This is a genomic window from Anaeromicropila herbilytica (assembly GCF_016591975.1).
Classification (GTDB): domain Bacteria; phylum Bacillota; class Clostridia; order Lachnospirales; family Lachnospiraceae; genus Anaeromicropila; species Anaeromicropila herbilytica.
The window spans coordinates 454344-467380 of the sequence record NZ_AP024169.1 but is presented as its reverse complement, the minus strand read 5'-3'; the positions used below and the strand labels follow the sequence as shown (position 1 = coordinate 467380).

Below are 13037 nucleotides of genomic sequence, written 5' to 3'. Positions count from 1 at the left end.
ATTTTCTGTTCTCCCTCCATGTTATAACTGTTTTTTGTGCTTTCATTTTCTCTATATACTTCATGTTTATCATCCTTTCCTAATAATTTTATATAGATATATTAATCAGTAGAATATTGGCTTCTTAATATATCTTATTATCATTATAGTTTCCAAAAAAAAGAAAGTCAATTTAATCCTATTCCTTAGGAATCGTTAATATCTTCTCAGCCTCGGGATACTTAGATAAGAATTTCTCATTAGCAATTACCAATTGTCTAGAATATTCTGCATAAGATACGCTTAGCCTCTTCATTGCTGGAATAAATATATCATTGTATCCACTTGTTCTATTAAACTCCTGTAACAAACATTGCAATTGATACATAGGAGAATTCTTATATTCATCGGACTGCCTGAATGCTAGATATTGCTCTAACATTTCTTTGTTTTCCTCTAAAAATCTTTCTGGATTCTCAGAAGTTTGCTTCATATTATCTAGCATTTTATTAATATGATTTGTAGTCATATGCTCTGTGCTTTCATCAAAATAAGCTTGTATCTCTTCCGGAAAGTTTATGGAAGGAACATTATCTAGGAATTCAATGATTTCGTTATATGCCAGCTTTTGCTCCTTTGTTCTTGGCACTTCATTCAGAAATCTGGCAAAATGAAGGCATATGAACCTACCATAATATCCTGGGAAAGCACCTAATAGTTTTTCTGTTATGGTAGCACTTTGTTCAATGGCTTTCATATCGTCACTTATTTCATCATAACTTTTACCGCAACTTAATTGATAAAGAATGTCTTTCTTTCTCTGCTCTCTTTGCACACTTAATTCTTTCTGTAGAGATAAGTCTTTTAGTATATCTCCACTTTTATCATCAAGTACTGCCTTTATCTCAACCGTACTTAGTCCTAGCTTACGAAGAACTGAGATATGATTTAATCGTTCAATATCACTTTCATTGAAATATCTATACCCATTCTCTAATACCTCCGGGAATATCAATCCGTGTTCTGTGTAGTATTCAATTGCCTTTTTCGTTAAATTTGTTTTCTTACTAGCTTCGTTAATTAACATACTTAATACCCTTGCCTTTCCATTTATTGTTGACTTGTTCAAACTCGTATAATTTTAAATAAGCCTGGATGAATAATTATTTTTCCAACTTAACTTCTAAAATTATCATAAGCCAACACCCAAGGTGGTAGTCAATTGTTTTTTACAGAAATATTATATCATCTTCAACAAAAACTACTTCTCATTATCAGAAAATCTTAAAACCACAGCTTGCACTAAATCCATTCCCTGAAATTTTTGTGGATGAAAATAATCATCTACACTATAAGTCTTCATAGAATTCCCACTATCATATACCATAATTGCAACTGGTATCTGCTTGCCTAGTCTAATCCTTTTGTTCTGAGATAAATAAACTTTCGAGGATGCAAGCTTTTGTTGATCTAAGACTATTTCATCAGATTTATATGATGCCTTTCCCATAGTATCAATATTAAATTCAATACTATAGTGATCACTCAACAACATGGAAAAAGTACCTTCTAACATATTGCGATTCGTATCATCAATTGAGACTTTTCCATGACCATTTTCTTCCCATTTGCATTCCTTATTTAGGACATAAGTGCTTACTTCAAGATTTCTGGTTGCTTTTGGCGCCTTAAAAGTAAAAATATTTGCTTTATCTTGTAGATTCAACGTTTGTAATAAATCTGAATCACTCTTTGTAAGCTCATATGGTTGAATACTTTCTTTGGTATGAGATTGTGTTGTTTTTGCACCTTTTGTACAAGAAGCAAACAAACAACATAATAGAAGCATTATAACAACTATTAATAATTTCTTCCTCATAATGCTCCTTTCGAATCAATTAATTTATTAAATCAATTATACTTTTCCTAATATCGGAAGTCAAACAACACAAGTAAAACATTTACATATTCTATTTTTTTAATTATATCTTTTAACTTTCTAGTTAAATTCTTTGGTTTAATTCTTTGGATCTATTACTTGGTTTACTCTCGGGTTTTCTTCTTTACTTCTCTCACCCTTTCTTTATTACAAAATAGCACATTTTTCGACATCTTGCATATGATATTATAGGCATCTTACTCATTCACTAGATATTTTTAATTCATAACAATTAGGGGAGGTATATTATGTTAGTATTTGAAAGTAATAAAACCAATTATATTGATTTAGATAACATGGGTATTGAGGATAGAATCTCTGTGGGACAATTGACTGTAGATACCAGAAATTTTGCAAGCGCCAAGTTAGAGATTAGTTATAACTGTACTTTAAAATACACCATTTCACTAACAGAACAACTTAATTTACTCTTTAAGTTAAACAGAAAAGATAGAAACGGTAACGTTACTGAATTGGCTTCCATGCCATATGTAGTTAATCTATCCGGAGATCTAGGATCAGAAAGTGAAACGGTATTTCTTACCTTAGAGAAATACGAGACTTATTCCATGGATTTTATAGATGAAGTAGCAGGTGGAAAGCAGTACACATACTTTATCGATGTTATTCTAATCTACAACAGTGTTGATGCAGCATCTATTCTAGGCAGCAATATAACTGCAATCGGTAGTGTATCAAATAACATATGTTAGGTGGGATGTGCTATGGCTGCGACAAGACCAAAATTAAATTCAGAAGCATATCGTATTGTTAAAGTAAAAGAAGATGCATTTACGAAAAGTGGAACTGTACTACCTTCGAATTTTTCTATCGTTTATATGGGCGATACTCATATTGGCATGTCTGGATGTAGCCAATCACCTGAGTCCAAATATGAACAATTGCTAAAAAAGATTATATCTTCGAATACCAATGGTGACATTCTATGCATTGTTCATGGAGGAGATGCTACCGATCATGGTATAGATAACCTTCAGATATTCATAGATAAGACTTGGAAGACTCTTTATGACCCATATACGAATGATAAAGATAAGATTCCTTTATTTTTAAATACTGGAAATCATGATTTTAAGTTAATTAAAGTAAACGGTCAAGTAACGAACTATGATTTAACTGCCTTCAATAATCTCGTGGCTGCAGATGAATTATTTAAATCGGATCCATCAGCGCCCCATCCAGATGTACAGGTAGTTCCACTCAATAAATTGTACTTAAGAATCGTACTTTTAAATACAGGTTATGGAAATAGAGGAAGCTTTGGTTCAGTAGATATAGGCAAATTTGAAAAAGAAATCAAAGAGATTGATAAATGGATGACTTATCTGCAAGGAGTAAGTAATAAGATTCGCTTCATTGTTGATATGCACATTCCACCACAAATAGGTACAATAGGTAATGGTAATCCATCTCATGTTCTAAATAACCAATACTCCACTTTATTTAGTAAAGATATTCTTGATAAACATTATAGAAGTATGATTACTGTTTCCTCTCACCACAGACATTGCAAGCCTCCTACCCGCTATTATGACCCGCATTATAAATTTGACTTCTTCTTAACTGCTGCGGGCGGTAACTGTGATACTGTATGTGGAGGCAAATGTAATCCTAAGTGTAGTAGCCAGTACAAATATCCATATCACGCAATTAGAGTAAACTACAACTATGTAAAAAACATATTGGCTGTAGATCCTATTCATCCTTATGACATCATCAGCCTTTGATATAGGATATTAACATGATTACCTAATTTATAGTCGCTGAAAGCTACAGAAGGGAGCTTATATGCATAATGATTTTTCAGTAAAATATGCCGTTACGGAGGATAAACAGGAACTAGAACAGACTCCCCCTCCTAAAGATACAATAAAGCAAGTGCGTGTAAAAAGCATAGAGGAATATCTATCCGCTATTGATCATGCTTTTTCAATCTTATGTGATCCTGGGACGGAAAATAAATGTACCTTATGGTTTCGCGGGCAGGCGCAAGAAGGTTTTGACTTACTTCCTACAATCACCAGAAAAAAGAAGGATCTTCAATTAAATCCTTTATACGAAACAGCTTTTCTATCCAAATTTAAATCATTGGCAATTCCTTATGTTGAGAGGCTTCCAGCCTTTCCTCTACCTGGTGGAGTTACTTCCTATTGGAGCTGGTTATTTATGTTAAGGCATTATGAACTTCCAGCACGTATCCTTGACTGGAGCAGTGATGCCTTAACCGCATTATTCTTCGCAACTGATCCAACAGATCCCTCTCTTAAAAAGGGCATTGATGCATCTGTTTGGGTACTTAATCCGGTCACTTTAAATGAAGCATTTTCCTTCCATAGCTATCTGAAACCAGGGTATATCCCAAATGTTGAAGAAGAGTCTTTTAATCTATACTTTGGCCCTGATAGCAATATCTTAAATAGCACGAAACCAGCTGCTGCTATTGGTCCTAATAACACCACTCGAATTGTCGCACAAAAAGGAACTTTCACCGTATTTCCTCGTGTTAAAGATCTTGTTGGATTAAACAAACAACCTGATAGTAGTGATTATCTTTATAAAATCAATATTGCCTGGGAAGACTTTGAAAAGATTCAGAATCAGCTTGAACATTTTGGTATAACAAGACTATCGTTATATCCTGATATCACAAGTATTGCTGCAGAAGTATTTAATCAGGTAATTAATGAAGGAATTCGTACGAATTAATCAAACATCACCGTATTCAACTTTAACGCTGAATCCTAATTATAAATAGTTACCGTCAATCTATAAATGTGTGTAAAAAAGAACGTTAATAATCTTTTGGTTATTAACGTTCTCCTCTGTAAAAGCTTAGCCTTGTATATCCTTAGTCTTTTATATCCTTAGTCTTATGGATTCTTAGCCTTGTAATCCCTTTGCTTGTCTCTCCATATCTTCGATTACAATATCATATATTTCGCCTAATCCTGAACAATATTCTAATACCTTCCATGGCTCATTCGTGTGATAATGGACTTTAATAAGTTCATCATCTCCAACAGCTAATAAGCAATCTCCTTTAAAATTATTTGTAAAATAATCATTGATTGCGTCTTCATCAAGGTCTTTTCCTTCAATTAACAATTGTGTATCATATTTGAATTCTAACATTTATTTAACCCATCATATATCACAGACTGACCTGCGATACTGCCACATATAATAACGAGCAAAAGAATCCAACGTGGCATCCTTTCATAATCTTATTTCTTTTACTCTTTAACCTTTTAATTCAAATTATTCTCCAATATCTTACCATATAATTCTATATTATTAAACCATTTTTGAACTCTAAAGTATTATTTCCATCCCTATTTTTTGTGGCTTTAACCCACATTTCTCATAGAACTTTATCGCACTTTGGTTGCAGGACCATACGTTTAATGTCACATTATAACACTCGTGTTGTTTGGCGTAGGATAAAACGTATTCATAAAGCTTTTGACCTATGTGTTGACCTCGAATATTTTCATCCACGCATAAATCATCAATATATAACGTCTTAACCTCCGTCAGGATATTGTCTCCTAGGTGCTGCTGAAATACGCAAAATGCATATCCAACAACATTTTCTTTCTCATCTTTTGCAACAAAAATAGGTTTGGTATCATCTTCAAACATATCATATAACTGCTCGTCAGTATATTTCTTTCCACCAGCTTTAAATAAATCAGGACGTCCTTCGTGGTGCACCATTAATACCTGACTTAATAATCGGTTAATCCCTTGGATGTCTTTTTTATCTGCTCTTACAATGTTCATATTCTTTCTCTCCTTAGTATCATTTATTTTCTATCATATCATATTTTCTTTCGTTCCTACTAATATATTATCTTGCTTTTTATGTAAGCAGCTCTCTTCATTAGCCTCTTTTTTATAACCTATTTTTATACTCTTATCTTATTGCTCTCTTTTACTTAACTTTCTTTAAATAAGATAAAAGAAAATCGTGAACAGCATAACCACCCATGCTACTATCAAAACTCTCAAATATGGATTGGTGATATCTTTTACATCTTGTTTTATATCAGCTGTAGCATTATAGTCTTCGATTTGATTTTTCATCATTGTTCTATAATAATAGAAGACACCTGCACTACAGACCTCAAACCAACAACCAAATAACCAACCTGTTAAGTCTTTCGTCTCAGACCAGATAAAATACTGTATGATAACACCAACGATTGATAATATGGTGCTGACAATAGCCATTAATTTAAATTTATTTATTGATTTATGGACTAAATAACTTATCACCGCATCTGTATTATCTTTCTTCTCTTTCTGGGTATTGATATCCCTCTTCGAATCCTCTGATACCGTAATGGTATGATCATTTTTCTTAGCTCTTAGAATTTCATCAACGGTCACATCCAGTATACTTGCCAATTCTGTAAGAATTGCAATATCAGGTAAACCATTTCCTGTCTCCCATTTTGATACTGCTTTGTTCGTGATATTCAGTAGATCAGCAAGTTGTTGTTGAGTAATCTGTTTCTCCTTGCGACACTCCGCTATAAAATATCCTATTTTTATACTATCCATATTCACTCATCCTCCTGGTTATCTTTAACATATTCTTATTATGATTTTTATACCACAAAACGCAAGATATCACTAGTTGAATCGGGTCTACGATACGTAGACTCTAGAGAAATCAAGCCTTAGAGGCTTGATTTTATAAGTTTATAGAATATGGTTACTGGATCAATTGAAACAACGAAACTCCTTAGAGACTTAAATCTTAAGACCTCTAAGGAGTTACGTTTCATATTCTAATTTACTTTCTTATTACAGGACGTAAAATCTCATATCCAAGCACTTCTGGATAATGGCGCTGATAGTCCTGACAAACCTCTTCATTCCATTGGTACTTTTGGGTTTCAAAGCCCTTGGCTTCAATATCGTATTTCCATGCAAGACTTTCAACCTTCCCCATTACCTCGTTGTTATCTTTTAGATAATCAAAAGGTGGATGGAAAAATACAAGATAATAGCTTCCAGGGAATTCCTTCATAGTAAAACCTTCTGGAATATCGCCATTATAGTCAATTGGTACCCCAAAACCATAAAAATACTTTCTTTCACCATTTACAAAATGCCAACCCGCCATATGGCATCCAACAACTGGATCTGATAAGTGTCTCATACTTTCAATAATACCGCATATCTCATCACAATTATTATTTGCCCAAAAATCACCGTATCCATCTGCTTCATTACTCCATATACCAATGTACTTATGTGTTGGAATATATTCCATACGTATCTCTGGATCTTTTAAACATGCTTTATTCATTGTTCGTTCTCCTTTATTCATATAATAATCAGGAAACAAAACTACTTGTATGTTAGAAAGTGCTATTGGAATAGGTTTACGTCTGTATGCCGCCGGTGTACATCCGTAGGCACTAACAAAAGCTCTCGTCAGAGCTTCTTGAGAGGAATAACCATATTTAATTGCTATATCAAGAATACGCTCACTTGTATCACGTATTTCAAGTGTGGCCTTTGCAAGTCTACGTCCTGACACATAGCTTTTCATTGTCATTCCCACAATCTCATGAAACTTAGTTGAACAATAATATGGTGAATATCCAATCTGATTTGACATGTCAAGAAGTGATGGACTTTCGCATATATGCTCTTCAATCCAATATATCATTTTTTGTATTGCTTCATTCCATTCATACAAGGTTCTTCGCCTCCCTTCCAATAAAGAATACTATATGAAAGCTGTTAATATCTTGATATGAATTGTGATGTTTCTATTTTATAACTGTATCATTCTTAACCTTTCATACCTCCAACATAGATATCTCTTACAGGTATTTTCAATAACTCATTCATATCCTCAATCTGATATTTCTTCATATACGCTCTTACTATTTTTATACCAAAATAGTACCCTGCATTTTGAGGTATTCCTAACTCTTCACAGCCAAATATATATTTTTGAACCTCTTCAATTGGCAAGCAACTTTCAGCGACACTTTTGATTTTATCCCAAACTGCTTCTTCTTCCTCTCTTCTCACTCCGTGATGCCAAGAAGGATTCATGCCTGGAAATATACTTTCTGCAAAAGCATCTGCTAGACCTTCAATTATAATATTTTCAAGAAAATTACCCTGCATCCCTTCTCCGTTACGAATACAATACCAGTAATTACCCCAGACATTGTGATGGTACTCATGAGCAAAAACAAAAGGAATCCATTGTTCAAAATTATCATTTATCGCATTGATATTTAATATAATATTGCCCCATACTCCTGTTCCGTAAAGGCCCTCCGACATATATGTATTGGAAGGATAGATTGCTACATACATCGTATCTTCATCATCTTTTGGTAGTGCCTGACATATCATATCAAAAGACTCCATGACCTTATTCCAGTCAACATTTTTTAATATTTCTAATTGACGTATCGCCTCACTTTTATCAAGGTAATGCATAGGCATTTTATGTTCTTCTGGAAAAGGTGCCCATTGTGATATGATGCTCCAGAATGGATCTACCATGATTCTCTTCCACGTGTCCTGATTCTGATATTCTTCCTGAATATAATCTTCTAGGTTCAGGTAAGCATGTATAAATTCTATATTCATTTGATATCCTCCACTTTATGTTAATTTCAGCATTTTTTAAATATGTATCATTCACTTATTAAGGTAATAACGCATAAAATTAATTCTTTCTCTACTATCTGTTCCCATTGTATCATATAACTTGGCATAAATATACATTATCTACCAATATATTCAGGTTTGATTTTAGAGTTGATTTTAGAGTTGATAGTTTATAAAAAACACTTTGAATTTCACTTAAAAAAGCCACAAAAAACTTGTTTTTTTGTGACTTTTTACAGGTAAATGAAAGAACTAATTAAACTTCAAGAAGTATTTACTCCTTCTAATTCAAAACCTCATGAAAATAAGCATGTGAGGCACTTCCATTGTAATGAAAGTGCCTCACTAATTATAATGCCATCATTAAATAACTTAATGTTCCTGATTTGACAACATCAGTAAATCCCAATGAAATATACTTATTCTTTGTTTCCTCACTGTCTATGCTTGTTTGTATTTGCAACGTTTCTATATTTGTATCTTTGATTATTTCCTTTACTTTATTTATCATTTTTCTTGCTAATCCATTCCCCTGATAATCAGGATGAATAACAAAATCACATAAATTAGCATAGCGACTATATTTATTAAAACGTTCAAGTCCTAAATTACCAACTACGACTCCATTATATTCTACTACAACATGGAAATGTATTCTGTCATCATATCCATCTAAATCCTTTTGGATACGCTCTCTGATTTCTTCGGGTGTATTTCTTGAAAATACATTTTCCCACATATCATTGACATCTGTCATCTCAATCATGCGAACAACGATAGATGATTCATTCATTCTTATCTCTCCTTTAACATAATTAGTGTGCTTTTCTTCATGTTTGCGATATTCACTTGGATTACAACCTGTATATCGAAAAAAAGCATTTGTGAACGCAGTATGTGTATCAAACCCATATTCAAGTGCAACTTCATAAATACTCTTACCTGGTAGCAATTTCTTTCGAGCCTCCATTAGTCTCTCTTTTCTTATATATTCCATAACACTGAACCCAGTGGATTTATGAAATTCACGAGAAAAATGATAAGTCGAATAACCACATGATTTTGCAATATCAGTTAAAGTAACTTGAGTATTCAAATGCTGTACAATGTAATTTTTGGCTTTTGATATAATTTCAGTTTCCATAACTTTTTCCTTTCCGTACGGTAATTATATAATAGCAAATGATTTTTTTTTTTCTCTTTCTAAATTGCTATTATTAAGCACCGCATATGCAAAATAAGAAATTAGTTAGTATTTTACTACGTGCTTTAGAAGATTCTTCAAACGCATGTTGGCATCATACTATCTTTTCATCAAATATTTGTAAATTGGATTGACTTGTTTTAGCACATACCCCAATTCCATTGCAATATGTTCTGATGTAGGATTTGCGCAATCCCACCAAGGATATAATCCTCTTTTTTTAGATTCTAAGATAAATGTTGCGCCTAATGACCGTGCCAGATGTTGACCTCTATATTCAGGTTTTACTGCGATTTGTACTTCAACACCATCTTTGTATCTAGCATAAGAAGATATTCCTGCAATAATATCAGAACCATCAAGAATAAAATAACCGTATCCTTCTTTTTCAAAATCATCGTAATCGTGAAATAGACTTATAAAATTATTTAAATACTTATCTGTATTTCTGGCAGTATAAAACAGTTCTTCAGTAATTGGCTTTAACTGATACTGTTCCGGTAAATCGCTTATAAAGTTCATTAAAGTATCCTGACTTATTTTATTCATATCAATATCCATTAAGTGACGCTCAGATTTTATGATAGAATATTGGTCGTTATCCTGATTGTAGTATTTATCGCAATATGTACTCATTTCAATATTCTGAGGTATTATATAGAATAAGTTTAACTCTTTTCTTAATACCTGTTTCATCACAAAATCCATCAATTCCTTATCAGGGAGTTGTCCATCAATATAAAATGAATTTTCCACCAATATTATCCTGTTATGATTTTCATCCATCCACGCTTCACCAATATCTTTGTATAAAGAAGCTAATATGATGGCACTAGTTGGATTTTGAAATACTTGAATTAGTTCTTTTCTTTCATGTAATTCTAGTTTACGCATTGTCATTTTTATCATACTCCTGTTCATCTTATAGGTTATTCATCAATGTCAAAGAGATTGTTTTCAATCACCTATTATGATACAATCTACCATCATTCCAATAAGTACCATATTGTTATTGTATCATATGATTCGGCACAAATATACTATTTTTACCATTATTCAAGTAAATCGAAGTATATAACCATAACCACTACACTTACGTAAATGGTAAGTAAATCCTACCAAGCAGGCGTATAACTTTATTTTTTCATTGATAGCACTCCCACAACTTAATTGATACTTTATAAACCATGACTTTAATGCAAAAAATCCCCTGATCAGGGGATTTCTAGATTGCGGTTGATTTTACATAACCTCGTATTATTTACTTTTTAACCATTCTTCCACCAACTTATAGTATTCATTATTTGGCTCGGAATTTTCATAATAGAATTCTAATGTCTGCACATTCATAATCTGACCATCTACGTCCACTGGTTCCGCATTTCGATAAAGAAATTCATCCGTATCATCACCTGGGCAATCTCCGTAGAACATACATCGTACTTTCATACCTTCAAATATTACATCAAAATATTTGAATCCCTGATGGCTACTTACTGCATTTCCATCATAATGAAAGAAATCCTTTACGTTTTTCTCTTCCTTCCACTTAAAAGTCAGACAGATTTTCTCAAGTTTAAATTCTAATCCATGTGCAAATATCATCGTCTTACCGTCTACTTTAAACTTAATCTGCTCTTGTTCTAGCTTTTTGGCTATTGATAATAGAATCTCCCAGTCCTCTTTCTGTTTCATATCTTTTAAGTTAATGTGATATTCATATCTTGGCTTCTCCATAGATATTCCTCCTTTATATTTGGTAGGATTATCATAACAAGTTATGAAGTTCTTTTCTTGTTCCGGAGAATTATGTTTTGTCAGTAAAGACTTCCTACTGTCCTCTGATATATTATCCCATCCACCGCTTATCTCAATCTTTATCTTGATTGGATGAAATACCTTGGTATCCACATATGTTCTTCTCACAAAGCTTGGAGGAAATCCATGAAATCTTGTGAATGCCTTGGTAAATGCCTCTGGTGTTTCATATCCATACTTAAGTGCTAGGTCTATAATATGTATGTTAGATTGTAGTAGCTCTTTACCCGCAAGTGATAGTCGCCTGTTACGTATATATTCCATAATAGTCATGTTACAAGCCAGCTTAAATAAGTTATGAAGTGTAGATACACTTAAGAAGAAGTGATCTGCAATATTATTTGGATTTAAAATCTCAGAAATACTATCTTGATGAATATCTTGATGATTGTCTTGAATATTCTCTAGATAGCTATCTTGAATATTAACTTCGATATATTCAATAATATCCTGCACCATTTGTATTGAAATAGGATTTGTACTTTTTGTTGATTCGGTTGGCATTTCCATTCCCCCTGATTTGGTTACAAGACTTCGTATTGTAGGTCTTACCATATAATAATACTTCATTATAACTATTATTATATCTTTACTCCTGTCCATTAATATCAATCTTTGTCAGTATTATTTTCTTTTTTTAATTTTCTCTAATACTCCAGAAACATCATAGGTATTAATAATCTGCTTTTTCTGAGTGCTATAGATAGGAGTTCAAACTATTTTAAATCTTTTGTCTCAACCTTATAAATCGATAAATATGCGCAAATTAAAGAAATGATTACTAACGTTATTGGAACTATTGCATTCCCTCTTAATGAAAAATCTCCAACCGTTCCATTCATCACAGCAAACAATAAAAACGAGGTGATAATTGCTGCTTTTGATGATTTCATTGATGTTCCAACATAAAGGGCGATAAATCCAAGTGTTACGGTTACAGCGGTTTTCAATAGAATCTGAACATAGAAATTTACGTCCGCCATATTATATCCAAGCGTAAAATAAGCGGTAAAACTTCCTTTCATTGTTGTAAGTATAGTATATATAAGTAGTTTTCCCACCAATAATGCCACAAAGCAAAATAGCCATACAGATAACATTTGTGCGATAACAATTTTCTGACGCTTGATTGGATAACTAAACATCAGATTCATTGTTTTATTCATATATGGTGTTATGATAAAGGATGACATCATAGCTGCAGTGAAGATTAAAAAGCACAAATTTGTAAATAATTCAATCTGTGGAGCCATAGTATCCATTCCAGGTACAGAATCTGGCACTCCACTAGATGCATCATTGGCTATACCAAGATAGCATTGTGCAAACATTAATAATCCGATTACCCCTGTTACAATAACAGCTCCCAGAATATATTTTGAAACATGATTCTTTGTCCACTCTAACTTAATTAATTTCCACATA

General features: G+C 32.8%; 14 protein-coding genes. 3 read left to right on the top strand and 11 right to left on the bottom strand.

Annotated elements, in window-relative coordinates:
• Positions 1-178: 178 nt before the first annotated feature.
• The gene (locus bsdtb5_RS01970; RefSeq protein WP_271714377.1) at positions 179-1066 is read right to left on the bottom strand and encodes a MerR family transcriptional regulator; all 888 of its coding nucleotides are present in this window, start codon (positions 1064-1066) and stop codon (positions 179-181) included.
• 174 nt (positions 1067-1240) lie between these two features.
• Complete coding sequence (locus tag bsdtb5_RS01965; protein WP_271714376.1) at positions 1241-1858, bottom strand: hypothetical protein; 618 nt, start codon at positions 1856-1858, stop codon at positions 1241-1243.
• A gap of 308 nt (positions 1859-2166) precedes the next feature.
• Between bsdtb5_RS01965 and bsdtb5_RS01960 the strand changes: the two genes are divergently transcribed.
• The 3 genes from bsdtb5_RS01960 (at position 2167) to bsdtb5_RS01950 (ending at position 4645) form a co-directional block, all read left to right on the top strand.
• On the top strand, positions 2167-2631 hold the full coding sequence (locus bsdtb5_RS01960; protein ID WP_271714375.1) for a hypothetical protein: 465 nt from the start codon (positions 2167-2169) through the stop codon (positions 2629-2631).
• Positions 2632-2643: 12 nt separating this feature from the next.
• On the top strand, positions 2644-3666 hold the full coding sequence (locus bsdtb5_RS01955; RefSeq protein ID WP_271714374.1) for a metallophosphoesterase family protein: 1023 nt from the start codon (positions 2644-2646) through the stop codon (positions 3664-3666).
• Between the two features lie 61 nt (positions 3667-3727).
• On the top strand, positions 3728-4645 hold the full coding sequence (locus bsdtb5_RS01950) for an FRG domain-containing protein (protein ID WP_271714373.1): 918 nt from the start codon (positions 3728-3730) through the stop codon (positions 4643-4645).
• Positions 4646-4819: 174 nt separating this feature from the next.
• Here the strand turns inward: bsdtb5_RS01950 and bsdtb5_RS01945 are convergent, their stop codons facing one another.
• The 9 genes from bsdtb5_RS01945 to bsdtb5_RS01905 all read right to left on the bottom strand — a co-directional run bounded on the left by bsdtb5_RS01945 (position 4820) and on the right by bsdtb5_RS01905 (position 13036).
• Positions 4820-5071: a kinase to dihydroxyacetone kinase gene (locus tag bsdtb5_RS01945; protein ID WP_271714372.1), complete on the bottom strand. Its 252-nt coding sequence runs from the start codon at positions 5069-5071 to the stop codon at positions 4820-4822.
• 180 nt (positions 5072-5251) lie between these two features.
• Positions 5252-5722, bottom strand: a complete 471-nt coding sequence (locus bsdtb5_RS01940) for a GNAT family N-acetyltransferase (RefSeq protein WP_271714371.1) — start codon at positions 5720-5722, stop codon at positions 5252-5254.
• A 165-nt stretch (positions 5723-5887) separates the two neighbouring features.
• Positions 5888-6505: a helix-turn-helix domain-containing protein gene (locus bsdtb5_RS01935; RefSeq protein WP_271714370.1), complete on the bottom strand. Its 618-nt coding sequence runs from the start codon at positions 6503-6505 to the stop codon at positions 5888-5890.
• 235 nt (positions 6506-6740) lie between these two features.
• On the bottom strand, positions 6741-7655 hold the full coding sequence (locus tag bsdtb5_RS01930) for a helix-turn-helix transcriptional regulator (protein WP_271714369.1): 915 nt from the start codon (positions 7653-7655) through the stop codon (positions 6741-6743).
• 95 nt (positions 7656-7750) lie between these two features.
• Positions 7751-8569 (bottom strand): DUF2268 domain-containing putative Zn-dependent protease, encoded by an 819-nt coding sequence (locus tag bsdtb5_RS01925; protein WP_271714368.1) that lies wholly within the window; start codon positions 8567-8569, stop codon positions 7751-7753.
• Positions 8570-8939: 370 nt separating this feature from the next.
• Positions 8940-9734 carry a GNAT family N-acetyltransferase gene (locus bsdtb5_RS01920; protein ID WP_271714367.1) on the bottom strand — a complete coding sequence of 265 codons (795 nt, stop codon included), beginning with the start codon at positions 9732-9734 and terminating at the stop codon, positions 8940-8942.
• A gap of 159 nt (positions 9735-9893) precedes the next feature.
• Entirely contained in the window at positions 9894-10694 is an 801-nt protein-coding gene (locus tag bsdtb5_RS01915) for a GNAT family N-acetyltransferase (RefSeq protein WP_271714366.1), read from the bottom strand.
• Positions 10695-11051: 357 nt separating this feature from the next.
• Positions 11052-12167: a helix-turn-helix domain-containing protein gene (locus bsdtb5_RS01910; RefSeq protein WP_271714365.1), complete on the bottom strand. Its 1116-nt coding sequence runs from the start codon at positions 12165-12167 to the stop codon at positions 11052-11054.
• Between the two features lie 161 nt (positions 12168-12328).
• A complete protein-coding gene (locus bsdtb5_RS01905; protein ID WP_271714364.1) occupies positions 12329-13036 on the bottom strand; it encodes an ABC transporter permease subunit in 708 nt (235 codons plus the stop codon).
• Position 13037 lies beyond the last annotated feature (1 nt).

Coding starts and splice junctions, on each gene's coding strand:
- bsdtb5_RS01925 (WP_271714368.1), bottom strand. CDS start 8,569: ATGAATATAGAATTTATACATGCTTACCTGAACCTAGAAGATTATATT.
- bsdtb5_RS01920 (WP_271714367.1), bottom strand. CDS start 9,734: ATGGAAACTGAAATTATATCAAAAGCCAAAAATTACATTGTACAGCAT.
- bsdtb5_RS01965 (WP_271714376.1), bottom strand. CDS start 1,858: ATGAGGAAGAAATTATTAATAGTTGTTATAATGCTTCTATTATGTTGT.
- bsdtb5_RS01915 (WP_271714366.1), bottom strand. CDS start 10,694: ATGACAATGCGTAAACTAGAATTACATGAAAGAAAAGAACTAATTCAA.
- bsdtb5_RS01970 (WP_271714377.1), bottom strand. CDS start 1,066: ATGTTAATTAACGAAGCTAGTAAGAAAACAAATTTAACGAAAAAGGCA.
- bsdtb5_RS01905 (WP_271714364.1), bottom strand. CDS start 13,036: ATGTGGAAATTAATTAAGTTAGAGTGGACAAAGAATCATGTTTCAAAA.
- bsdtb5_RS01960 (WP_271714375.1), top strand. CDS start 2,167: ATGTTAGTATTTGAAAGTAATAAAACCAATTATATTGATTTAGATAAC.
- bsdtb5_RS01940 (WP_271714371.1), bottom strand. CDS start 5,722: ATGAACATTGTAAGAGCAGATAAAAAAGACATCCAAGGGATTAACCGA.
- bsdtb5_RS01910 (WP_271714365.1), bottom strand. CDS start 12,167: ATGGTAAGACCTACAATACGAAGTCTTGTAACCAAATCAGGGGGAATG.
- bsdtb5_RS01950 (WP_271714373.1), top strand. CDS start 3,728: ATGCATAATGATTTTTCAGTAAAATATGCCGTTACGGAGGATAAACAG.
- bsdtb5_RS01955 (WP_271714374.1), top strand. CDS start 2,644: ATGGCTGCGACAAGACCAAAATTAAATTCAGAAGCATATCGTATTGTT.
- bsdtb5_RS01935 (WP_271714370.1), bottom strand. CDS start 6,505: ATGGATAGTATAAAAATAGGATATTTTATAGCGGAGTGTCGCAAGGAG.
- bsdtb5_RS01945 (WP_271714372.1), bottom strand. CDS start 5,071: ATGTTAGAATTCAAATATGATACACAATTGTTAATTGAAGGAAAAGAC.